General features: G+C 61.0%; 26 protein-coding genes. 8 read left to right on the top strand and 18 right to left on the bottom strand.

The annotated features are described in order from the left end of the window. Positions 1–3 precede the first annotated feature (3 nt). The 9 genes from HW554_RS05340 to HW554_RS05300 form a co-directional block, all read right to left on the bottom strand. On the bottom strand, positions 4–324 hold the full coding sequence (locus HW554_RS05340; RefSeq protein WP_176907509.1) for a hypothetical protein: 321 nt from the start codon (positions 322–324) through the stop codon (positions 4–6). Between the two features lie 230 nt (positions 325–554). Next, on the bottom strand, positions 555–974 hold the full coding sequence (locus HW554_RS05335) for a hypothetical protein (RefSeq protein ID WP_176907507.1): 420 nt from the start codon (positions 972–974) through the stop codon (positions 555–557). 101 nt (positions 975–1075) lie between these two features. Continuing rightward, positions 1076–1354: a hypothetical protein gene (locus tag HW554_RS05330; RefSeq protein WP_176907506.1), complete on the bottom strand. Its 279-nt coding sequence runs from the start codon at positions 1352–1354 to the stop codon at positions 1076–1078. A gap of 78 nt (positions 1355–1432) precedes the next feature. Next, positions 1433–1816: a hypothetical protein gene (locus HW554_RS05325; protein WP_176907504.1), complete on the bottom strand. Its 384-nt coding sequence runs from the start codon at positions 1814–1816 to the stop codon at positions 1433–1435. 279 nt (positions 1817–2095) lie between these two features. Next, a complete protein-coding gene (locus HW554_RS05320; RefSeq protein WP_176907503.1) occupies positions 2096–3676 on the bottom strand; it encodes a M56 family metallopeptidase in 1581 nt (526 codons plus the stop codon). Next, on the bottom strand, positions 3673–4038 hold the full coding sequence (locus HW554_RS05315) for a BlaI/MecI/CopY family transcriptional regulator (protein ID WP_176907501.1): 366 nt from the start codon (positions 4036–4038) through the stop codon (positions 3673–3675). Before HW554_RS05315 ends, HW554_RS05320 begins: the two co-directional genes overlap by 4 nt. Before the next feature lie 163 nt (positions 4039–4201). Further along, entirely contained in the window at positions 4202–5791 is a 1590-nt protein-coding gene (locus HW554_RS20940) for an OmpA family protein (RefSeq protein WP_176907499.1), read from the bottom strand. Between the two features lie 173 nt (positions 5792–5964). Further along, complete coding sequence (locus HW554_RS05305; protein WP_176907497.1) at positions 5965–6294, bottom strand: chaperone modulator CbpM; 330 nt, start codon at positions 6292–6294, stop codon at positions 5965–5967. A gap of 94 nt (positions 6295–6388) precedes the next feature. After that, positions 6389–7306: a DnaJ C-terminal domain-containing protein gene (locus tag HW554_RS05300; RefSeq protein ID WP_176907496.1), complete on the bottom strand. Its 918-nt coding sequence runs from the start codon at positions 7304–7306 to the stop codon at positions 6389–6391. Positions 7307–7620: 314 nt separating this feature from the next. On the opposite strand from HW554_RS05300, the gene HW554_RS05295 reads away from it, so the two are divergent. Then, positions 7621–8022: a DUF6799 domain-containing protein gene (locus HW554_RS05295; protein ID WP_176907494.1), complete on the top strand. Its 402-nt coding sequence runs from the start codon at positions 7621–7623 to the stop codon at positions 8020–8022. Between the two features lie 103 nt (positions 8023–8125). Here the strand turns inward: HW554_RS05295 and HW554_RS05290 are convergent, their stop codons facing one another. Genes HW554_RS05290 through HW554_RS05280 form a run of 3 tightly spaced genes read right to left on the bottom strand, consistent with a single transcriptional unit; the run spans position 8126 to position 9605 of the window. Continuing rightward, positions 8126–8317, bottom strand: a complete 192-nt coding sequence (locus HW554_RS05290) for a hypothetical protein (protein WP_176907492.1) — start codon at positions 8315–8317, stop codon at positions 8126–8128. A gap of 26 nt (positions 8318–8343) precedes the next feature. Then, a complete protein-coding gene (locus HW554_RS05285; protein WP_176907491.1) occupies positions 8344–8718 on the bottom strand; it encodes a septal ring lytic transglycosylase RlpA family protein in 375 nt (124 codons plus the stop codon). A gap of 41 nt (positions 8719–8759) precedes the next feature. After that, positions 8760–9605 carry a glycoside hydrolase family 25 protein gene (locus tag HW554_RS05280; protein WP_176907489.1) on the bottom strand — a complete coding sequence of 282 codons (846 nt, stop codon included), beginning with the start codon at positions 9603–9605 and terminating at the stop codon, positions 8760–8762. A 131-nt stretch (positions 9606–9736) separates the two neighbouring features. On the opposite strand from HW554_RS05280, the gene HW554_RS05275 reads away from it, so the two are divergent. Further along, the gene (locus HW554_RS05275; RefSeq protein WP_176907487.1) at positions 9737–10015 is read left to right on the top strand and encodes a VF530 family protein; all 279 of its coding nucleotides are present in this window, start codon (positions 9737–9739) and stop codon (positions 10013–10015) included. A 306-nt stretch (positions 10016–10321) separates the two neighbouring features. Continuing rightward, complete coding sequence (locus HW554_RS05270) at positions 10322–10645, top strand: hypothetical protein (protein ID WP_176907485.1); 324 nt, start codon at positions 10322–10324, stop codon at positions 10643–10645. A gap of 134 nt (positions 10646–10779) precedes the next feature. On the opposite strand, the gene HW554_RS05265 is transcribed toward HW554_RS05270, so the two are convergent. Then, complete coding sequence (locus HW554_RS05265) at positions 10780–11160, bottom strand: Hsp20/alpha crystallin family protein (RefSeq protein WP_176907483.1); 381 nt, start codon at positions 11158–11160, stop codon at positions 10780–10782. 234 nt (positions 11161–11394) lie between these two features. Here HW554_RS05265 and HW554_RS05260 point away from each other — a divergent pair, with 234 nt between their 5' ends. Further along, complete coding sequence (locus HW554_RS05260; RefSeq protein WP_176907481.1) at positions 11395–12042, top strand: hypothetical protein; 648 nt, start codon at positions 11395–11397, stop codon at positions 12040–12042. A 31-nt stretch (positions 12043–12073) separates the two neighbouring features. Continuing rightward, on the top strand, positions 12074–12832 hold the full coding sequence (locus tag HW554_RS05255; protein ID WP_176907479.1) for a PPK2 family polyphosphate kinase: 759 nt from the start codon (positions 12074–12076) through the stop codon (positions 12830–12832). A 172-nt stretch (positions 12833–13004) separates the two neighbouring features. Here HW554_RS05255 and HW554_RS05250 read toward each other — a convergent pair whose 3' ends face one another. The 5 genes from HW554_RS05250 to HW554_RS05230 all read right to left on the bottom strand — a co-directional run bounded on the left by HW554_RS05250 (position 13005) and on the right by HW554_RS05230 (position 16097). Beyond that, on the bottom strand, positions 13005–13577 hold the full coding sequence (locus tag HW554_RS05250; protein ID WP_176907478.1) for a GNAT family N-acetyltransferase: 573 nt from the start codon (positions 13575–13577) through the stop codon (positions 13005–13007). A 90-nt stretch (positions 13578–13667) separates the two neighbouring features. Further along, positions 13668–13940 (bottom strand): phosphopantetheine-binding protein, encoded by a 273-nt coding sequence (locus HW554_RS05245; RefSeq protein ID WP_176907476.1) that lies wholly within the window; start codon positions 13938–13940, stop codon positions 13668–13670. Between the two features lie 37 nt (positions 13941–13977). Beyond that, on the bottom strand, positions 13978–14430 hold the full coding sequence (locus tag HW554_RS05240) for an efflux RND transporter periplasmic adaptor subunit (protein ID WP_176907474.1): 453 nt from the start codon (positions 14428–14430) through the stop codon (positions 13978–13980). 255 nt (positions 14431–14685) lie between these two features. Beyond that, positions 14686–15135 carry an Rrf2 family transcriptional regulator gene (locus tag HW554_RS05235; RefSeq protein WP_176907473.1) on the bottom strand — a complete coding sequence of 150 codons (450 nt, stop codon included), beginning with the start codon at positions 15133–15135 and terminating at the stop codon, positions 14686–14688. A 104-nt stretch (positions 15136–15239) separates the two neighbouring features. Continuing rightward, a complete protein-coding gene (locus HW554_RS05230) occupies positions 15240–16097 on the bottom strand; it encodes a pirin family protein (RefSeq protein WP_176907471.1) in 858 nt (285 codons plus the stop codon). 151 nt (positions 16098–16248) lie between these two features. Between HW554_RS05230 and HW554_RS05225 the strand changes: the two genes are divergently transcribed. The 3 genes from HW554_RS05225 (at position 16249) to HW554_RS05215 (ending at position 21875) form a co-directional block, all read left to right on the top strand. Further along, the gene (locus HW554_RS05225; protein ID WP_176907469.1) at positions 16249–17319 is read left to right on the top strand and encodes an NADH:flavin oxidoreductase/NADH oxidase; all 1071 of its coding nucleotides are present in this window, start codon (positions 16249–16251) and stop codon (positions 17317–17319) included. Between the two features lie 154 nt (positions 17320–17473). Continuing rightward, positions 17474–19588 carry a M13 family metallopeptidase gene (locus HW554_RS05220; RefSeq protein ID WP_176907468.1) on the top strand — a complete coding sequence of 705 codons (2115 nt, stop codon included), beginning with the start codon at positions 17474–17476 and terminating at the stop codon, positions 19586–19588. 181 nt (positions 19589–19769) lie between these two features. After that, entirely contained in the window at positions 19770–21875 is a 2106-nt protein-coding gene (locus tag HW554_RS05215; RefSeq protein WP_176907466.1) for a M13 family metallopeptidase, read from the top strand. Positions 21876–22248 lie beyond the last annotated feature (373 nt).

Here is a 22248-nt window from a genome sequence, read left to right as displayed (position 1 = left end):
TGGCTATTTTTTCATCACCCGGGTCGGAACGCCGGCTTTTATGCTTGGTCCCTGGGTGCGGCGCTTGGCCTGGGCTTTGCGCCGTAGCTTCCAACGACGCACAGGCCCCAGCTTCTTCATTTTTTTACGGGCACCGCCCTTGTAGCTCATGTAGTTAGGACGGCCCTTGCGTGGGCTGCGCCGGAAAAAGCCACCCTCGGCCGTGGCGGGCGCCAGTAGTATAGCGCCGTTAGCAGTGGCGTGCGCTTCAGCAGTAGCGCGGGCTGGTGCCGGATCCAGCATCATGGCAAAAGCCAGCAAAAGGAAAAGTAGCGTTTTGAACATATAGAAGAAGGAAAGAGTGGATGTAAAGGCCTGTTGGAAGTGTTTTCGTCTCTTCGGTTGCGAAGTAGTTAGCTCACAATGAAGGTAAACGAAAATCAGGTACTATAAAAATTCATCTTTCCACGAATATTTTGCACAGCCTATATAAACGATAAGAAGTTGGATTATTAGGCAAAGCCCTAATAATCCAACTTCTAAAAGTTAAAAAAAAAGACCGTCTGGCTGGTAGCTTACCGGCGCGAGCGAAGCCAGCGTACGGCTTCCCCTTCGTCGGTGAATTGGTGCACCGAGCAGTCGTTGCCGTGGGTGTGGGGCATAGCGGGCAGCGCATCGTCCTGGGAATCTTCGAGCTGGTAAGGGGCTACCAGGAAAGCCAGAAACACATGGTGGCCTATTTGCTGCCGCAGCGTAGGGTAAAATTGCTCCGTCAGCCAGTGTACGTCGCCCAGGTCTACCCGCACGCGGCGGCGGGCATCAATCAGCCAGCAGTGGCAGTCGCTACAACTACCAGCGTAGCGCAGCAGCAGCTGGTAGCCCGCCCGCAGCTCGCCCGAGGTAGTGGGCCGGAGCCAGCGGGCCGCAATAATGCCCAAATCGGGGCGATGGGTGAGTTCCAGGAAGTCGGCAAGCGAAGCAGTGGCAATGGTCATGCTGAGGAAATCAAGTGAACCCAGCCAGCCGGCCGGCCTACTGCCATACGCGGCCATTGGGTCCGGCGTTGGCCGGCCGCTTGTTCAGGGCCTACTCATGGTTAGCGCGGCGGCGTAGCGGTGGGTCGCCGCGGCTCGTCCGGGGTAAGCGTCGACGACTTGCTTTTCCGGGGCCTAGCCCGCTTCAGCGGCTGGTTGTCGTAGTCGGTCATCACTTGTTGCTTGGGGGCTCCGGTCATGCCAGGGGCCACATAAATACCCTCCACTCTCTTTGTTGTGTCGGAGGGGGCGAGGTGGGTTTCTACTTTAGTAGTTTGGGCGGTGGCGGCCAAAGCAGTACCACCGGCTAATAGTGCGGTTAGCGTGAGATAACGAAGCATAAGACTGTCAGTCAAAAGGTTGAAAGTCTTGTATACGCTGTTCGCCGCCGAAACGATACCTCGGAACTCGGCGTGCGCTTAGTGTTGCACGCGTGGGGCGGGCGGCATAGGGGTTACCGGTATCTCCACGGGCCGGATGTCGTAGCGGCGGTTGAACTCGGCTACCCCTGCCGAAGTCACGTTGCGTTTGGTAACCACAATCATCACGCCTTCGCCGGCCGCGTCTCCAAAAATCCGGACCGCCTCCGCTCCCTTTACCACGTTCACCGAGGCAATAGTGCGCCGGTTGAGCTCATCAATAGTTTTTTTATCTGTGAGCTGCCCATCGAGAAAATAAAGGCTGGGTGCGGCCACTACGCGCGTTTCGGCCGCACCAACCAACTGGCCCTGGCCCCGTGCAACACCGGCTACACTGAGGGCGGCCGTTACGAGCACCGCGCCGACTAATAAGGAGAACGACATAGATAAGCGCTAAGAATGAGAGATATACCGGAATGATACCAACGCCAGCGTCGCGGTTGCACGAGGCCCCGCGACGCTGGGATAAACTCCTAAAGCAGTAGTTTATTTTGTGCGGTCTTTAGTCCCTACGAAAATCAGGCCTAATTGGACGCGCACCTTCTTTTTAGTGCTTTCTGACAAGAACCTGATAGCGCCAATAGGGTGGCGGGAGACGTACCTTAGCCCTGACGCCTTCCTTTCAGGAGGTATCAGGGTTAAGGTACGGCAAAGGCTAAATGGCTACTTGGTCTGGATTATTACAGCACCCTTCGCACCCTTCTCACCGTACTTCTTAGTAGCCTGCTTGGCGTCCATTACAAACACGCTCTGCAGCTGGCCCGTTGCTACCTTCGACTTCTCAACTGATGCTTCCTGGCCGTTCACCAGCAGTAATCGCCCCTGCAGGTCGTTGGTCGACAGCCCCTGACCAGAGACGACCAGTTGCGTAAGTTGCTCAACTGCGGGACTAGCCGGGGTATTTACAATGCCGTACTTGCGCATAAACTCCTGCACTTCCGGCGAATCCTTGCTCTGCTTTGTAATAATCAGAATGGCGCCGTTGGCGGCATCGGTCCCGAAGGCTTTCAGGGCTACATCCCGTTTAAGCACGCTCAGGCTTTCAATCAGATTCGAGTCCAGCTTATTCACCTCTGCCTGGCTGATGCGTTTACCATCGAGGAAGGTCAGCGGATCACCGGTTTGGAGGGGCTGGCCCTTTTCGTCGAACAGCACATCGGTTGGGCGGCGGCCGACGGCAATCTGGGCTTTGTAGCGCAGGTTGCTGCCATCGTTTGCCCGCACCTCCGTCAGGCCGATAAGCCGGTAGCCGGGGTACTGCTGCACGATGTAGGCCAGCGCCGCTGGCGGCAAGGCGCTTATAGGAGCCTCCTTTTCTACATCAATTACTGCCGCTTTTAGAGCAGCAACCGGCGCCTCCGTGGGCGCAGCAGTGGAGGCAGCGGTGGCAAACAGCAGACCGGCGGCCAGTGGCAACACAGCTATGTAGCGCAGCAGATGGCGGGGCGCAGAAGGTTTAGTGTTCATCATGGCAATGCGGGTTTTAAGAAGGTGGAAGTTGAAGTGACAGACAATTTCGTTGGTGGGGCCGTGTTCGATACTTTGGTGCAGCAGCGAATATTGGTAGGCTTTCGCATCGTGGGTCCGGGTTTGCAGCACTTGGTAATCGGCCTGGAACTCGAGGTTTTCGTGCAGAGCCCGGCGCAGCAGCCAGCCACCCGGATTGAACCAGTAGAACACGAGGCTCAATTGGGCCAGCAGGATATCAATTGTGTGCCACTGGCGCACATGCTCGTGCTCGTGGGCCAGAATGGCGGGTAGCTCGGCAGCCGGGTGCCGGTCTGGGTTCAGGTACACGGTTTGCCAGAACGCGAAAGGCATGACCGGCCCGCTCAGGCGGCGAAAGAACCAGCCGTACAGTGCCTGCGGCCGGGCTTGGCGGTGTAAGCGGCGCACGGCCAGCAGCTGTACCAGCAGCCGCAACCCAAACACTACCACGCCGGTCCAGTAGGCCACCAGCAGCCAGTTGATAGCGGCCGGCGTGGCCGTTGGCGAGGGCAGCGCCAGCCCAGACCACTCGGCCGGGAGGCGCAGCAGTTCTGCCGGGCGCGGCGCAGTGCGGGCCAGCCAGCTACTGAAATCCAGCAGCGGGTAAGTGGGCGCGAACAGCAGCGCGAAGAGCAGGAAGGCCCGGTTCAGCCCGAAAAACGTGAGCCGCCGCAGCCCCAGATAGTACACGGCACAGAACAGCACCAGTGCCCCGTTCACCTTCAAGAGGTAAGGCAACAGCTCGGGCGCACTCATTTCGGTGGGCCGTTTTCAATCATGCGCACAATTTCCTTCAGCTCCTCAGCACTGATTTTCTGCTCCTTGGCGAAGAAGGAAACCAGCTCCTTGTAGGAGTCGCGGAAGTAGTCGCCCACGAAAGTGCCCAGAAACTGCTTCCGGTATTCCTCGGCCGCAATGGCGGGCGTGAAGCGAAAGGTGTTGCCCAGCTTCTCGGCGCTGAGGTAGCCCTTGCGCTCCAGGTTGCGCACCGTGGAGGCCAGGGTGGTGTAGGGTGGTCGGGGTTCGGGCAGCTGCTCCAGCACATCTTTGATAAAGCCGCCCTGAAATTCCCAGAAAACGCGCATGGCGTCTTCCTCGGGTTGGGTAAGTCGTTCCATAAGAGCAAGTACGATTGTTTCGTAATTGTACGAATAATTCGTAGTAATAGATACTGTTCTGCTGAAATATTTTTCCATCGGCCTTTACTGCCCTTCCCAATACCCCATAAAAAAAGCAGCCTGCTCAAACGAGCAGGCTGCTTTTTACTTTACCGAGCCGGAATTACTTGCGGCGCGGGGCCGGCTTACGAACCGGGGCTTTCTTCTTCACCGGAGCAGCTTTGGGAGCTACGGCGGGGGCCTCCATTATCTCGGGGGCCTGGCCATACTTCTCAACGGCTGGGTTCGGGTCGCCGGGCAGGTACACATCGAACTCGACGCGACGGTTGAGGGCGCGGCCGGCATCGGTGGCGTTGCTGGCAATCGGCTTAGCCTCGCCATAGCCCTTCGACACGATACGGTCGGCGGGTACGCCTTTGCTTAGCATGTAAGCGCGGGCCGAGGCAGCACGCTCATCCGACAGACGCAGGTTGTAGTTGTCCTCGCCCTTACTGTCGGCGTGGGCCGAGATGCTTAGGAAGTAGTCAGGGTAGTCCTGCATGATTTTCGACAGGGCATCGAGGGTCGGGTACGACGAAGGCTTCAGGGCCGCCTTGTTGAACTCGAACTGGATGAACTTGGTAGCTTCCTCCAGACGCTTCTTCTCCTCTACTTTCATCTCGGGGCAGCCTTTGTTCGAAGCTGGGCCCGGACGGGCAGGGCAACGGTCGAGGTAATCCGGAACGCCGTCACCATCACCATCAAGCGGGCAACCGGTCGCATCTACCTGCACACCGGATGGGGTGTCGGGGCACTTGTCTGCGCTATCAATTACGCCGTCGTTATCGGCGTCGGGGCAACCCTGCAGGGCCGCTTTGCCGGGGGTGTCGGGGCACTTGTCTTCGCTGTCGCGTACGCCGTCACCGTCGCGGTCGGGGCAGCCTTCGAGGGCTGCTACGCCGGCTTCAGTCGGGCACTTGTCCTGGTAGTCCGGAACGCCATCCTTGTCGCCGTCGAGTGGGCAACCCGTCAGGTCAACGGCTACGCCAGCCGGCGTGCCGGGGCACTTGTCCTTCTTGTCCGATACACCGTCGCCATCCTCATCGGCCATCTTGCCGAGGTTGAAGCTCAGGCCCAGCTTATGCTGCAGGTACCGGTCGTTGAGGTCGCCAACATTGGTAATGCCGTCCACCTGATCGGTGAGCGGGTAGTGCTGGCCGGTTTGGATGAACAGGCCGACCGCAGGCGAGAAGTTGAACTTAATGCCGGCAGCAGCCTGAATGTCAAACGCATACACGTCTGAGTTGCTAATTAGCCGGTCGTTGATGTCGTACAGGTCGGGGCTGGCGAAAAATACGCCGGGCTGCACCACCAGGTAAGGCGCGATGAACGCATCTTCCTTCAGTGCCCAGCCGTTGTTAAGCTTCAGCTTGATCGGAATGCCCACGTTTACCACGTTGGCATCGAAACGCCGAACCCGGTACTGCGTGTTCTTGGGGTAATCGGCCGAGAACTTCATGTCGCCGTAGCTCAGGTCCAGGCCAATATCGAGGCCGGGCGCCATGTAGCGGCTTACTGTGAGGCCCAGGCCGTATTCTACTTTGTCCTGCTTGAACCACTCCGACCCAAGGTCGCCGTGGTACTGTAGCCAGTTGTAGTAGACGCTGATGTTGGTCTTGCGGTCTGAGGTTTGGGCCTGGGTTAGTTGGGGGGCCAGGGTACAGGCCGCTATACCCAACGCCAGCACCTTAGAAAAGGGGATGCGTGGAAGCATATAAAAAAGGGAAAAAGTGACGGGAGAGCGTTCTGCGGACGCAGAATGAGTTTCTATACTTGCCTAGGAGCGAAAAAGTTGTCTATCTATAGATGAGCTTGTATATAACCAAGATTTCCTCTGTAATAACCTGACAATCAATAAACAAATCACGATTTAAGTGGCGTCCCGACCTAGCAGTCAAAATCGAGCAAGGGGGCTCTGCCGCCCAGAAAGGCTTCCAGCTGCTGCACCCGGGCCCGCTGCTGGCGCACTTCCTGCTGCAGCTGCTCTAGCTGGCGGTGCATATTCAGTACTAGATCAAGGCTGGCTTTGCCCAGGCCCAGTTCCTGGTGCAGGCGGGCCAGGCGGGCTACGCGCTCGGGTTCCTCGCGAAGGGCGTCGGGTACGTCGGGGGCCGGACGCAGCAAGCCGTAGCGTACAAACTCGCGCACTTCGGTTTCGCTCAGCCCATAGCGCACCCCGCATTCGCGGAAGGTAATCGTAATAATAGCCGCTTCCATAGTTGTGGTGCTTTTAAGGTGTTCGCCTCGGTTTTAATTGGTGTTTCGTCTGAACAGTGCCATCGGCTAACTGCCAATAGCCACTTGCCTGGAATCAGGAACGCAACTCGGCCAGCTGGCGAAACAGCGTTTTCTCCTGCTCCGTCAGGTGCTGGGGCAGGCTGATGGAAAGGCGTAGGTACAGGTCGCCGAACTGGTCTGGCTGCCGGTACACCGGGAGGCCTTTGCCACGCAGGCGCAGGCGGGTGCCGTTCGGGGTTTCGGGCTTGATGTTGATTTTGACGGCTCCCGACAGCGTTTCCACCGTTTGCTCGCCTCCCAGCAAAGCCGTGTACAGGGCCACCGGCACATCCATAGTCAGGTCGTTGCCGGTGCGGGCGTAACGTGGGTCGGGCCGGATGTGGAGCGTAATGTAGAGCGAGCCCGCCGGGCCACCGCTACGGCCCGGGCCGCCTTGGTCGCGCAACCGGATAACTTGGCCATCCTCAACGCCCGGTTGAATGGTGAGGCGCAGGTTTTTGCCATTGACAGTGAGCGTGCGCGGCCCGCCGCGGTAGGCGTCTTCCAGCGTCAGCTCCAACTCGGCCTGGTAATCCTGGCCGGCGCGAGGGCGGTTGCCGCCCCCGCCGCTGCCCCCCATACCCCCGAACATGGAGCCGAAAAAGTCGGAGAAGTCGGCTCCGCCAAATGGGTCGGCACCACCCGCGCCACCGCCACCCTGGGAATACTGCGACCAGTCGAAGCCGCCGCCGTTGCCACCGCCGGGGCGGCCGCCGCCCTGCTGGTAGCGCTGGTAGTCGGCGCCCAGCTGGTCGTATTTCTGGCGCTTTTCGGGGTCGCCGAGTACTTCATTAGCCTCGTTGGCTTCCTTAAATTTCTGCTCGGCTTCGGCGTTGTTGGGGTTCACATCAGGGTGATACTGACGGGCCAGCTTGCGGTAGGCCTTTTTTATCTGGTCCTGCGTGGCCTTTTTGTCGACGCCCAGCGTCTTGTAGTAGTCTTTATAATCCACGAGCGAGTAGGGCGGAGGGACAGAAGAAAAACCGGCCCGAATTTGGTAGAGGGCAGGCCAGTCAATGAAGCTGTTTAGAAAGTCAAAAGGACGTCATGCTGAGCTTGCCGAAGCATCTCTACCGCTTCGTTACAGTCATTCAGCGAAGCGGTAGAGATGCTTCGGCAAGCTCAGCATGACGTTCTAATTGATTCAGGGTACTTCCTAAACAGCTTCAATACTTTAGAACGAACCCAGCCCGTTGTGGGTTACCGTAACATTGCCGGCGCCAGCCGGTCTTTTCTCCACCCACCCACCCCCATACTGCTTGCTTTATGAAATTTCTCGCTACTCTCGCAGCTGTTATGCTTATGGCCGGCACGCTGGCTGCTCAGGCCCAAACCAAAGCCCCAGTCGCCCGTCGCGGTGCGCAGCCCAAGGCCCGTGTGGTGTCCAATGGCGCCACCATGAAGGATGGCTTCCTGATGAAAGATGGTAAGGTGCTCGAAACGCGTAATGCCCACACCGGCGCCATTACCGCCGAGTCGGCCCTGGTAAACGGCACCAAAGTGCAGCCCGACGGCACGGTTATGATGGCCGACGGCACCACCGTTCGCCTGCAGGAAGGCGACTATATGTCGCTGACGGGCCGCATGACCACCCGCGCCATGAAGGCCGAGCAGGACAGCCTCCAGCAGGCGCAGGTGATGAAAGCTAAAGGCAAAAAGAAGCGGTAGTCAGCGCGTCGAAACGCTGGCATAGTAGCATCAAGAAAAGGGGCCGGCTTTGCTTACGCATTGCCGGCCCCTTTTTCGTGTTGTAGCTGATTGATGCCGGACGCTAGTGGCTGTAATCCTGGAAGATGAGAGCCACCTCAGCCTCATTGGGGGCTTCCACGATTTCATTGATGACGAACTGCACCTCGTCTTCGCTCCATCCCTCATCTTCGGCCGCCTGGATGAAGGAGCTGAGCTGCGTGAAACGGTCGGCCTCGGTGGGAGCCGTCCAGCGGATTTTTTTACGGATGCGCATAGTAATGAGTGGTAAGGTAAACCGGGCTACTGAGCTTTGCGAATGACTTTCAGCGTTACCGGGGCCACGCCGTCGTCGATGATGTCAATTTTGCGGGCTGCTTTCTTCGATAAATCGATGATACGGCCTTTAACGTGCGGTCCCCGGTCGGTTACTACTACTTTCACCGAGCGGTTGTTACGCGGGTTGGTCACGCGTACCCGGGTACCGAAGGGCAGCGTTTTGTGGGCCGCCGTGAGCTGGCCGGAGCGGTACACGGTGCCACTGGCCGTACGGCGGCCCTCGAACTTATCGGCGTAGAAGGAGGCCTTGCCGGATTCGGTGAAGGCCCCGGTGCCCGCGCAACCGGCCAGCAGCAGCCCGGCCCCGCAGCACAAGGCAAGTCGGAAAAAGCAGCGCATAGCAGTAGAGTTAAAAGCGTAAAAACGGACTGGTCGGAATGCTACGGCCGTTTCGGAGGAATCCGCAGGGCTCGCAGCCGCTCAAAGCTACCCTGAAACACGTTGAAATCGACCGGGCCGCGAATGCCGGGCACGTACGATTCGTCGGAGTGCTGCCAGATAATCCAGCGGCTGGCCGGAAGCCGGGGCTGGTCTACTTCGTAGTGCGCCAGCCACAGCGGGTAGTCGTCGAAGTGGCCTGCCAGGTGGCGCTGATAGAAACCATAGTTGGAGTACAGAATGGGCCGCACGCCGTAGTGGCGCTCCACCAGCCGCAACCATAGCGCCACACCGCGCCGCATCTGGGCCACATCATGGAAATTGGCGTGCTCCACATCAAGTACCGGGGGCAGGTCGCCGGGGCCGAGGGGCACGGTGCGCGTAAACAGGCTGGCCTGCTTGGTTGGGTCGGATTTGGGGTGGAAGTAGTGGTAGGCCCCGCGGAAAACGCCCGCCGCCCGCGCCCCCCGCCAGTTGCGCCCAAAACGCGGGTCGCGCAGGGTGCCGCCTTCGGTAGCCTTAATGAAGGCAAACCGCACCTCGTGGCTGGCTACCACCGGCCAGTCGATGCGCCCCTGATACGACGATACATCGATGCCATGCACGGCGTAACCGGCCCGGAGCGGGGTTTTTTCCTGGCCCGTGAGCGAGCTGGTTCGCAGGGTGGCGTAGGCCCGGCGGGCATAGCGGTTAATCTGGGCCGAATAGCGGCTGTAAAGGCCGAGGGCCACCAGCAGCAGTGCGGCCAGCAGCCAGCCCACCCACCGCCGCCCGGGCTTCCGCCGTCGGGCAGGGCGCGACGGACGCGACGGGCGCGAGCGAGCCGAAGAGGAAGACGTAAGGGCCATAGAACCGACGGTACGTGAGCAAAGATAACGACCCACGCCGGCCGGTTGGTGCCTCAGCCGCCGAAAAGAACCCGTAAATTAGAGGGTAACCGCCGGTTTTTTCGCACCTTCGGCTTCTCAATTTCATTGCCATGTCTCAACCATCCCGCCCTTCTGCCCACGACGCCCGCGACGAATCGGGCCACCTGATTCGGGAGCTGCACGGTATTACGCTGGCCCAGATTCTGGAGTACCTGGTGGCGGCCTACGGCTGGCCCGGGCTCGACAGCCGCATCCGCATCAACTGCTTTTCCGTCGACCCGAGCATCAAATCCAGTCTCACCTTTCTGCGCCGCACGCCCTGGGCCCGCGCTAAAGTGGAGGCGCTTTATGTTGAGACCCGCACGGCCGAACTGCGCAAAGCCAGGTAACCAACCCAGATTGCGCAACAGGTCTATCAGCACGGTGTAGGGGCGGGGCTTGCCCCCGCCCGCCGTTGAACGAAGCATTGAGGGACCTTTCAACAATCGTTTACCGTATTGCTCGGGCGGCGGGCGGGGACAAGCCCCGCCCCTACACCGTGCTGATAGACCTATTGCGAAAAATTAAGTAACTGGCTGGATAATTGACGTTTAGGGATAGATTGCCCGGTTTGCTTCAGCAAATCAGGCTCTCCGCAGCAACTGTCCAGATAACGCAGTCCGGCTCCCAAAACACCACCTCACCATTCACCTTCCATGGCTGAAATCAAGCAGAAAACCGGGCCGCTGGCTTTTTTAGTGGGGGCGGGGCTGTTCGTAGTTTTCGAAGTGGCCGCGTACTACGCGCTGAAGGTTGCTACCTCGGGCCTGGGCATGGCCGACCAACTGCAGCCCGAAAACACAATTGTAAGCAATTGGGTGAAGACGGTGGTGTTTCTGCTGCTGCACCTGACGCTGGTGGTGGTGGCGGTACTGGTGCTAAGCAACCGGCTGCCGCGCCGCCTGCGGGGGCAGCTTATGGGCTGGTTCTACCTCTCGCTGCTCGTGGGCTTCGCCCTGCTTATTCCGCTCTTTTCCTGATTTGCGCTGCGGACCTTAACCAGCGGCGGACACGCATTCGGCGAATCTGAAGTCCATGAAAAAAGCCACTGCAGAGGCAGTGGCCAGGTGAAACATGGGCCGGTCGGTCCCGGCGTTATGGCGAAGTGCGCGGCTTAGCGCTGCCTGATGTCGATTTCGCGCGGCTCGTCGTTGGCGGCGTAAGGGATACGCACGAGCAACTCCGAGCCTTCGAACACGGCGTCGATGCGGCTGGCATTGAGGCCGGCCGGCAGGCTGAGGCTGCGGCTGAAGAGCGGCGCGGCCAGCTTGTCATCGGGCGTGTGCCGGAACTCGGCGTACACGGTCAGGGTGTTTTCGTTGAGTACGACGTGGAAGCTCTGGGGATTAACCGAAGGAAGGGCAACACGAACAATGACGCCTTTCTCCCGCTTATCAACCCGCATCTGGGCCTGCGCGATGCCACCACCCAAGGTATTGAGCAGGTCGAGCTGGGGCGCAATGTTGCGGATGAATTCTTTGCTGATCAGGTTCATAAGATAGGTCCTTACAGATGATGTGACTGGCTTATTTCAAAAGTTGTACCAAGCCCCCAAAGTTGGGTCGGGTGGCCCTGTAGTGTCATAAAGTCTGGCTGAAGCAGGATGTTTTGCGCTGTTTCGGCCATTGTGTCGGGTGCAAAGGAAGAGGGGTGTACCCGCATGCAGGCAGCGGAAAGGCCGGCCGTTGCGTACACAGGGGCAGACATTCAATTTCAGGCCCTTCGCATTATGGAGCTCAACACCATCTCTACGGTCCGCACAGCCCGCTACATCAGCCTCGGCGAACCGGGTGCCGATATTCAGCACGTGTGGTTCTGCCTGCACGGCGAAGGCCAGCCGCTGGCCGCTTTTGCGGCCCAACTCGTCAATTTCGATACGCCCGACCGCCTGCTGGTGCTGCCTGAGGGCCTTTCGCGCTACGCCCTGCCGGCCGGCCCCACCGAAACACCCGTTACGGCCGCGTCATGGTTTGCGCCAGATTCGCTGCTGGCCGACCTGTCTGACCTAACCACTTACCTCGACGAGCTGGCCGCCGAAGTGCTGGCCAACTGCCCCGCCAACGTACCCGTAACGGTGCTGGGCTACGGCCACGGCGCGGCCGCCGCCTGCCGCTGGCTGGCCAGTGGCCGCACTCACTACGACCGGCTGCTGCTTTACGCGCCCGTTTTCCCGCCCTCCATTGACCGCCGCGCCACGCTCGTAGGCCTGCCCGAGCGCCCCGTTACCCTGATTTCGACAACCACTGAAGCGTTTACGACAGAGGCTGCCGGGGCCGGGCTGCTCCAGGATTTGCGGGATGTGGGCCTGAGCGCTCAGCAGCGCTACGTGTCCGAAGGCCCGCTTACGCTCGCCGCCCTAGGCACGGTGGGGAAGTAAAACCATATTAACCCAGCAGTAAATCAATACTATGGCTGACCTCGATCTTACCCAACTGCCCACCCAGGCGCCGGCCAGCGCCCGCAAAGCGGCCACCAAGCGCGCCAACAAAAAGCTTCGGCAGGAGCTGGTGGAGCTGCAGGACCGCCTCTACGCCGAAGGCCGCCACAGTGTGCTCATCATTCTGCAGGGCATGGATGCCAGCGGCAAAGACGGCCTGATCCGGCGCGTGTTCAGCGGCATCAACCCCCAGGGGGTGCGGGTGTATTCGTTCAAGGAGCCTACCGAAACCGAGCTGGCCCACGATTTCCTGTGGCGCATTCATCAGCAGGCACCCGCCCGGGGTATGATGCAGGTGTTCAACCGCTCGCAGTACGAAGACGTGCTCATTACCCGCGTAGAGGGGCTGATTAATGATGCCGAGGCCCGGCGGCGCTTTACGGCCATCAACAACTTCGAAAAGCTGCTGCAGCAGGCCGGCACTACGGTACTCAAGTTCTACCTGCATGTGTCGGAAGAAGAGCAGCGCGACCGGCTGCAGGAGCGCATCACCGACCCCGACAAACGCTGGAAATACGAGGCTGGCGACGATAAAAAGGCCCGCCAGCGCCCCGAATACCGCGCCGCCTACGAAGACGTATTCCGCCACTGCAGCCCCGCCAGCTGCCCCTGGCACATTGTGCCCGCCGACCAGAACTGGTACAAGGCCCACTTTGTAGCTCAAACCCTGCGCGACACGCTCGTCGCCCTCGATATGCAGTACCCCACTACCAAGAAGGCGAAGAAGTAGAAGGTCAAACTATCTGCCCCGGCATGCTTACCACACCAAGCGCTGATGCAAATATGCCCGTCATGCTGAGCGCCGCCGAAGCATTTCTACTGATTTGTTGCAATGGCGTTGAGCGTTGCGGTAGAGATGCTTCGGCGGCGCTCAGCATGACGTTCTATGTAGCAGCAGGTTGTTACTTCTTTTCTTTGACCTCGTTCTTGTCTGCCTCCGTTACATTCCGGCCAAACAGGTGTCGGCCTTCGGTGTCGGGGGCTTCGCTGATCTGGTGAAAGCCGTTGGCTTCGAGGGTGCGGCGGGCGGGCTCGTTGGCGGGGGCTATGCGGGCCGTGAGGTAGCGCACCATATCGGTGTCGGCGGCGTGGCGCACGAGGCCGGCCACCAACTCGGCACCCAGGCCCTGGCCCTGCCAGTCGGTGGCCACGGCAAACCCGATTTCGGCCGTGTCATCGACGGGCGGCCCGTGGAAGCCGCCGGCACCGATGAGCGTGTTGGTGGGCGTTTCGGCGCCGGCCCGCAGCAGGGCGTACCAGCCGTACCAGCCTGCCGCCTCGCGGCCGCCAGCCGTGAGCTGCTCCAGCGCGTGCTGCTGCACCTCCATGTCGTACTCGGGTGGGGGCCAGTGCTGGGGCAGTTGCGCCCCCAGCAGCACCGGGAAATAGTGCGGCTTGGCAGTTTCGGCAATCAGCAGGGCCCGGCTGGCAGCAACCAGCGTCAGGCGGGGCGTGTAGGTAATGAGTGGAATCATGCAAAAAGATACGCAACCGGCCCAGATTAGGGTATAGCTGGGTTTAAGTTCGGGGTTTTATGAACCGCCGTACCGGCTTGTGGCAGATACCTACCGGCCGCCGGCCGCCACGGCCACCGTCGTTTCGCTCAGGTGGTGGTCCACGCAGTCGAGCACGTTTTGCACGGTGCGCAGGCGTTCCATTTCAGCGTCGGGTATTTCAATATGGAAGCGGTGCTCCAGGTTGATGGCCAGCTCCACCAGGTCGATGGAGTCGAGGCCGATGTCCTGCTGCAGGCGGGTGCCGGGTTGCATAACCAAGGCCGGGTTGCGGCCCTTGCGCAGCAGCATCCGCTCTACCTGATAACGAATGAGATTTTCCATGAGAGAGTCAGAAAGCAAAAAAACAGGTTATTGGGGCCTACTCAACGTGGCTGAGTAGCGGTGTAGTATCGGGTGCAGGCAATGGAGCCAGCTGCGCCACCGGCGAATCGGGCCGGAGCTGGTCGCCGGCATGGGCGGTAGGCGCCAGCACCTGGCCATCGGCCGGGGCCGTTACATACACGAAATTGAACATGGGTACGGCCCGGGCCAACTGCTCGCGGGTGGCGGCCAGTTGGGCCTGCGCTGCCTCCAGCTGCCCGGCCGGTGCCTCCTGGCGCTGCAACGCCGAATAGGCCTGTTGCTGCCGTTCCAGCTGAAGCTGCAACTGCTGCTGCTGCACGCTGGGCTGCTTCTGCAACAGTTTCAGCAGCAACTGCCCGCGCCGCACATGCTGGCCCGCGTGGTAGAACACCTCGTGAACCCGGCCGCTTTGGCCGGCCAGCAGCGGCTCGCCCGCCACCGCTACCGAAGCAGGCGTTGGCGGGGGCATCACAACAGAAACCGGGGCTGGGCGAGGATGAGCAAGCCAGCGGGGAACCACAGTGCCGCCGGCCGCGAAGGCAAGCAGGAGTAGCCCCGCGCTAATTGATTTTTTCATGAGTTGGAACCAGCTGACCTCTAAGTCGGACGGCCCTATTTGGACCAGTCACCAGTAAAAAAGGCGCTTCTGCGAAAAGGCCGAAAACCGGCAGAAGCAAAGTGGAATGAAAGAGGAGTTGCTCAGGTGTGGGCCAGCACTGCGGGGTCAGGCCGAGCTTTGAGAACAGCAATCTGTCAGCCGCTGGTGCAGATGCTGCTGTAGCTGGGCTACCGAAACAGCCGCCAATGCCGTGTACATGGCCTCAATGGCCGGCCCGAATAGTCCTTCGAGCGTCTGTTGCATCACCCGGCCCAGGTCGCAATTGTGGTTGGGGGTGGTGCTGCCTATCTGAAACAGGTCGGGTTCGGCCTGCTGCATGGCGCGGTACACGTCGAGCAACGAAATGTCGGCCGGTGAGCGGGCCAGCAGCGTGCCGCCGCCGCTGCCGCGCTGGCTGCGTACCAGCCCGGCCGTAGCCAGCGTGCCCAGCAGCCGCCGCACCACTACCGGGTGCGTGCCGGCACTGCCAGCCAGCACATCCGACGAGACCGGCTGCCCCGACGAGTGCGCCAGGTAGGCCACGATGTGGGTTGCAACGGCGAAACGGGTATTCATAACCAGGTAAGTAACAGCTTCGGTTACAAATGTACGGAAAGAAAATGGTTGTGTGCAATCATTTTCTTTTCAGTATACACCCGCATAGCCCATTCTCTGGCTGTCTACTCCGTCCAGGTGCCGAACGAACCGGCCTGGTAGTCCTGATAGGCATGCCGGATTTCGGCTTCAGAATTCATCACGAACGGTCCGGCCGCCACAATGGGCTCGCCAAACGGCGCAGCGTGGCCTAGCAGTAATATGGCGTCGTCGGTCAGGGCCTGCGCTTCAAACCCAGTACCGTCGTGGTTGAACTCCAGCAGCTGCCGGGCCTCGGCCTCCTGTCCATTTATCCGAAGTCGGCCCCGGATTATATAACAGAAAATCGTGCGCTCGGCCGTAACGGGTAGGTTTAGGTGACCATCCTGCCGGAAGTTGACAGTGGCCAGCGACATGTCGGTGAGCGGCTGTACGGCTCCGGCCGTGCCGTGCCATTCACCCGACACGGCGTGGATGGTCACGCGGCCCTCATCAAGCGTTACGGCCGGAATTTCGGGCTGCTGCAGACCAATGTAGTTGGGCTCGGTCATCTTGAGGCGGGCCGGTAGGTTTACCCACAGCTGCAGGATTTCCAGTGGGCCGCCCGCCTGCTTGAACTCGTCGGAGGATATTTCGGAGTGAATCAGGCCCCGGCCGGCCGTCATCCACTGGATGCCGCCCGGCCCGATAATGCTGCGGTGCCCGCCCGAATCCTGGTGCATAATGTCGCCTTCCAGAATAAACGTAACGGTTTCGAAGCCGCGGTGGGGGTGGGGGCCGAAGGGCAGGCCGCGGTTGCGCGCCGGGTACGTTTGGGGGCCGTGGTGATTGAGAAACAGAAACGGGTCGAGATGGTCCACCGAGTTGGTGGGCAGGGCGCGGTAGGTTGTCAGGTCGGCAATGGGGGCGCTTTGGGCCTGATGAACGGCTTTGATGGTACGCATGGGCGGAGAATTGCGGGGTGTGATTTGGTTGAACGGCCTGCTGGGCCGTAGGAGAGGTGCAGCAGCGACGGATAAAACGTTTACGACCCGTTTTGTTATAGCACCGGCTCCGGCCCGTTTTTTTGTCTTGAAATCACCCTGCATACCCTACATGGTTCACCTGTTTCAGCCCTTTATCCAGCGCGGCGTCACGCTCCGCAACCGCCTCGTCATCTCGCCCATGTGCCAGTACAGCTCCGAAAACGGCTTCAGCACCGACTGGCACCTGGTACATCTGGGCTCGCGGGCCGTGGGCGGTGCCGGACTGGTGCTGCTCGAAGCGGCTGCCGTAACGCCTGCCGGCCGCATCACCCCCGACGACCTCGGCATCTGGCAGGACGAGCACGTAGCCGGCCTGCGTCGCATCACCGACTTTATCCGCACCCAAGGTGGTGCTTCGGGCATTCAGCTGGCCCACGCCGGCCGCAAAGCCAGCCACAACAGCCCCTGGAAAGGTGGCAAAGCTCTGAGCCCGGCCGAAGGCGGTTGGCTGCCCCTGGGACCCAGCGCCCTGGCCTTCAGCCCCGAATACCCCACCCCGCAGGCCCTGGATAAAGCCGGCATAACCCAGATTGTCGAGGACTTCCGGCAGGGTGCCCGCCGGGCGATGGAGGCTGGTTTCGAGGTAATTGAGCTGCACGCGGCCCATGGCTACCTGCTGCACGAATTCATGTCGCCCCTCAGCAACGAGCGCACCGACGAGTACGGCGGCTCGTTCGAAAACCGCGTTCGGCTGCTGCTGGAAGTGGTGGCGGCCACCCGCGCCGAAATGCCCGCCGACCGTCCCCTGTGGGTGCGCATTTCGGCTACCGACTGGACCGAAGGCGGCTGGACCGCCGACGACTCGGTGCGCCTGGCCCGCCTGCTGCAGGACGCCGGCGTGGACCTGCTCGACTGCTCGACGGCCGCCAACGTGCCCAAGGCCGATATTCCGGTGGGTCCCGGCTACCAGGTGCGCTTCGCCGAGCAAGTGCGTCGCGAGACCGGCCTGGCCACCGGCGCTGTGGGTCTCATTACCGATGCCCAACAAGCCGAAGAAATCGTGGCTTCCGGCAAAGCCGATGTGGTGCTACTAGGCCGCGAGTCATTGCGCGACGCCTACTTCCCGCTGCACGCCGCCCACGAGCTGGGCGCCGACGTGAAGTGGCCGGAACAGTACGAGCGGGCCAAGCCGAAGCTGTAAGCCTGGAAGTAAAGGCAGCCTTGGAAAAAGAACGGTCATTCAGAGCATGTTGCGCTTAGAGCAACATGCTCTGAATGACTGTTCTTTTTCCAAGGATTGCAGCCTGCAGTTCAATTTCGCGACCTTACCCTAGCCATTCTCTTTATCTTCCTGCATGAACAACCTTTCCGCTCCTCACCGGGCCGGGGCGGCGGCGGCCCTGCTGCTGGCGCTGGCTGGCTGCACTACCTCCCGGCCCGCCGCGGTTACCCAGGCCGCCCCCGCGGCCTCAACGCCCGCCGCCGCCGTCCAGGACCTGGGCCCCGGCCGGAGCATCAACCTGGCCGATGTGGACCGCTCGGTGGAGCCCTGCGAGGACTTTTTCCAGTTTTCGGGCGGCAACTGGCTGCGCAACAACCCGGTGCCGGGCTACGCCTCCAGCTGGGGCCCGCGTAACCTGCTGAATGACCGCACCCAGGCCCGCCTGCGCCAGCTGCTCGATGACGCCGCCGCCGACCGAAGTGCTGCTCCGGGTAGCAACCGCCAGAAAGTGGGCGACTTCTACGCCTCGGGCATGGACTCGACGGGCCTCGAACAGGCCGGTTTGAAGTACCTCAAGCCCGAATTGGCCCGCATTGCTGCCATCCGGGACCTGGCCGGCGTGCGCGCCGAAATTGCCCGCCAGCAGACGCTGGGCACCGGCGCATTCTTCCGGGCTGGCGTAACGCCCGACCGCAAAAACAGCAGCCAGTACGTGGTGAGCATGAGCCAGGGCGGCCTGAGCATGCCCGACCGTGACTATTACCTGAAGAGCGACGCCCGCTCGCTGGCCGTGCGCACGGCCTACGTGCAGTACCTCACCAACACGTTTAAGCTGTTGGGCGAGAGCGAAACGGCCGCCGCTGTTAAAGCCAAGGCCATATTGCGCCTCGAAACCCGCTTGGCCCAGGCCAGCAAAGACCGGGTTTCATTGCGCGACCCCTACGCCAGCTACAACAAGATGACGCTGGCCGAAGCCAACCAGCGCTTCCCTAATATGGGACTGCCCACGCTGCTGAAAACCAATGGTTTGGGCGCAGCCGCCGAGGTAATCGTGGGCCAGCCGGAGTTCTTCCAGGAGCTGAGCAACGTGCTGAAGCAGACGCCGGTGGCTGAGCTCAAAACCTACCTCGACTGGCAGCTGGTATCGTCGCTGACCTCGGCTTTGCCCAAGGCGTTTGGCGATGAGGCCTTCCGGTTTGCGCAGGTGCAGAGCGGGGCCCGGCAGCAGCCCACGCGCTGGAAACGCATGCTGAGCGCCACCGATAACACCTTGGGCGAGGCCTTCGGGCAGCTGTACGTGGATGAAGCCTTCCCGCCCGCCGCCAAGCAGAAAGCGCTGGACATGCTGGCCAACATCCGCGAATCCATGGCCGAGCACATCCAAACCAACACCTGGATGAGCGCGCCTACCAAGCAGGAAGCCCTGAAAAAGCTGGCCGCGCTGCAGGTGAAAATCGGCTACCCCGACAAGTGGAAGGACTATTCGGCCCTGAACATCAGCCGCGAGTCGTACCTGCAGAACGTGCTGGCCGCCCGGCAGTGGAACTTCCGGCAGAACGTGAGCAAGTTCGGCGGGCCGATTGACCGCACCGAGTGGGGCATGACGCCGCCCACCATCAATGCCTACTACAGCCCGCCGATGAACGAAATCGTGTTTCCGGCCGGCTACCTGCAACCGCCCTTCTTCGACCCCGCTGCCGATGACGCGGTGAACTACGGCGCCATCGGCGGCGTAATGGGCCACGAAATCACGCACGGCTTCGACGACTCGGGCCGCAAGTACGACTCGCAGGGCAACCTGCGCGACTGGTGGACGCCGGCCGACGCGGCCGAGTTTACCAAGCGCGCCGGCATCGTGGGTACCCAGTACTCGGCCTTCTCGCCTTTGGATTCGGTGTACGTGAACGGCAAGCTGACCATGGGCGAAAACCTGGCCGACTTCGCGGGCCTGACCATCGTGTACGCCGCCCTCCAAAAGCAGCTCGACAAGACCTACGGCAAGGGCCAGCGCCCGCTCATCGACGGGTTCACGCCCGAGCAGCGGTTTTTCCTGAGCTGGGCCCAACTGCGGCGCACCAACATCCGCCCCGAAGCTCTGCGCCAGCAAATTCTCACCGACCCGCACTCGCCCGGCCAGTACCGCACCATCGGCCCCCTCATGAATATGCCCGAGTTCTACCAGGCCTTCGGCTGCCAGCCCGGCCAGAAAATGGTGCGGGCCGAAGACGAGCGGGCGAAGATCTGGTAATAAACGAATGATAAAAGAACCGTCATGCTGAGCGTAGCCGGAGGCGCAGTCGAAGCATCTCTACTGCAATGCTAATCCTATCATTGAGTTTACCACTGCGGTAGAGATGCTTCGACTGCGCTCAGCATGACACGTTCTCACTCTGCAATCCACCTCACAACCCTCAAATTCCCACAACCCCATGACGCCACAACGGACTCTACTACTTACTCTAGGCACTGCCGCCGGCCTGGCTTTGGGCGGCTGCGCGGCCAGCACGCCGGCTACTACCGCCAGCACCTCGGCCGCCGCCGTTGCGCCGCAGCTCGGCCCCATCATGCCCGGTGTGGGCCTCGACCCGGCTAATATCGATCCGTCGGTTTCAGCCTGCGAGGACTTTTTTCAGTATGCTTCGGGCACCTGGCTGAAGAATAACCCGGTGCCGGCTGCCGAGTCGCGCTGGAGCTCCTGGAACGGGCTCATCAACCAGAACGAGGCCGTGATGCGCCAGATTCTGGAGGAGTCGGCGGCCAATACAGCCGCTACAAAAGGCTCGAACCTGCAGAAAGTGGGCGACTACTACGCCTCGGCCATGGACTCAACGACCATCGAAACGGCCGGCCTCAAGTACCTGAATCCCGAGCTGAACCGCATCGACAAAATCAAAAACCTGAAGGATTTGCAGATGGGCTTGGTGCGGGCCCAGCAGCTGCAAACCCGCTCGGTGTTCGGCCTGGGCGTGTCGCAGGACCGCAAGAAAAGCGACGAATACGCCCTCTACCTCAGCCAGGGCGGCCTGAGTCTGCCCGACCGCGACTATTATCTGAAGGACGATTCGCGCTCCAAAACCATCCGGGCGGCCTACACGGTGTACCTCAACAACACCTTCAAAATGCTGGGCAATACGCCCGCCGAGGCCGCTAAGCACGCCGCCACGGTGTTGCGCATCGAAACCCGCCTGGCCAAAGCCAGCAAAGACCGCGTAGCCCTGCGCGACCCCTACGCCAACTACAACAAGATGAGCGTGGCTGAGGCCAGCAAGCAGTTCCCGAACCTGAACCTGCCCGCCATGCTGCCCGCCCTCAGCTTGGCTTCGGCCCAGGAGGTGATTGTGGGCCAGCCCGAGTTCCTGAAAGAAGCCAACGCGGCCCTGACCCAGGAGCCGCTGCAGGATTGGAAAACCTACCTGCGCTGGCACTTGGTATCGTCGGTTTCGTCGGCGCTGCCCCAGGCCTACGTCGATGAGCAGTTCCGCTTTCAGCAGGTGCTGAGCGGGGCCAAGCAGCAGCAGCCGCGTTGGAAGCGCATGCTGCGGGCCACCGACGGCTCGCTGGGCGAGGCCTTCGGGCAGCTGTATGTCGACAAGGCGTTCAAGCCCGAAACCAAGGTAAAGGCCCAGCAGATGGTGGCCAACATCAAGGAGGCCATGGGCGAGCATATCCGCGGGCTGGAATGGATGAGCCCGGTAACCAAGGAGGAGGCCCTGAAGAAGCTGGCCTCGTTCACGGTGAAAATCGGCTACCCGGATAAGTGGAAGGACTATTCGGCCCTGAATATCTCGCGCGAGTCGTACCTGCAGAACGTGCTGGCCGCCCGCGAGTGGGAGGGCAAGGACAACGTGAGCCGCTACGGCAAGCCCATCGACCGCTCGGTGTGGGGCATGACGCCGCCCACGGTGAATGCCTACTACAACTCCTCGCTCAACGAAATCGTGTTCCCGGCCGGCATCATGCAGCCCCCGTTCTTCGACCCCAAGGCCGATGATGCCGTGAACTACGGCGGCATGGGCGCGGTAATCGGCCACGAAATCACGCACGGTTTCGACGACCGGGGCCGCCAGTCGGACGCCCAGGGCAACCTGCGCGACTGGTGGACCAAGGACGACGCAACGGAGTTCACGAAGCGCGCCGACATGGTGGGTGCCCAGTATTCGGCCTTCTCGCCTTTGGATTCGGTGTTTGTGAACGGCAAGCTGACGATGGGCGAAAACCTGGCCGATTTCGGCGGGCTGGCCCTGGCTTACTCGGCCCTCGAAAAGCAGCTTAAGCAGAAATACGGCAGCACCCCGCCGCCCCGCTACGACGGCTTCACGCCCGAGCAGCGCTTCTTCCTGGCCTGGGCGCAGGTGTGGCGCACCAATGCCCGCCCCGAATACCTGCGCCAGCAGGTGCTCACCGACTCGCACTCGCCGGCCCAGTACCGCACCAACGGCCCGCTCATGAACATGCCCGAGTTCTACGAGGCCTTCGGCTGCAAGGAGCCCGCGAAAATGGTCCGCAAAGAGCAGGAGCGCGCCAGAATCTGGTAGGGTTTTTAAGCTGTTAGCTGAGAGCTTTTAGCTGTTAGCGCCGTGCCAAAAGGCCGGTTCGGGATTCGTCCCGAACCGGCCTTTTTACGTGGTTTTGGGGCCTCTGCAACGGCCGTAGCGCGAAGCTTCCGCTTCGCGCACCGTTGAACGATGCCGTCTGGGAAGTTAGCGACGGTATGCGGGTGTAGCGCGAAGCTTCCGCTTCGCGCACCGTTGAATGGTGTCGTTTGGGAAGTTAGCGACGGTATGCGGGTGTAGTGCGAAGCTTCCGCTTCGCGCACCGTTGAATGGTGTCGTTTGGCAGTCAGCAGCGTTACGCGGCAGTCAGCAGCGTTACGCGAAGCGGAAACTTCGCGCTACGGCCGTTCTGTGA

The sequence above is a fragment of the Hymenobacter lapidiphilus genome (assembly GCF_013377885.1).
Classification (GTDB): Bacteria; Bacteroidota; Bacteroidia; order Cytophagales; family Hymenobacteraceae; genus Hymenobacter; species Hymenobacter lapidiphilus.
This window is presented reverse-complemented; position numbering and strand designations above follow the sequence as displayed.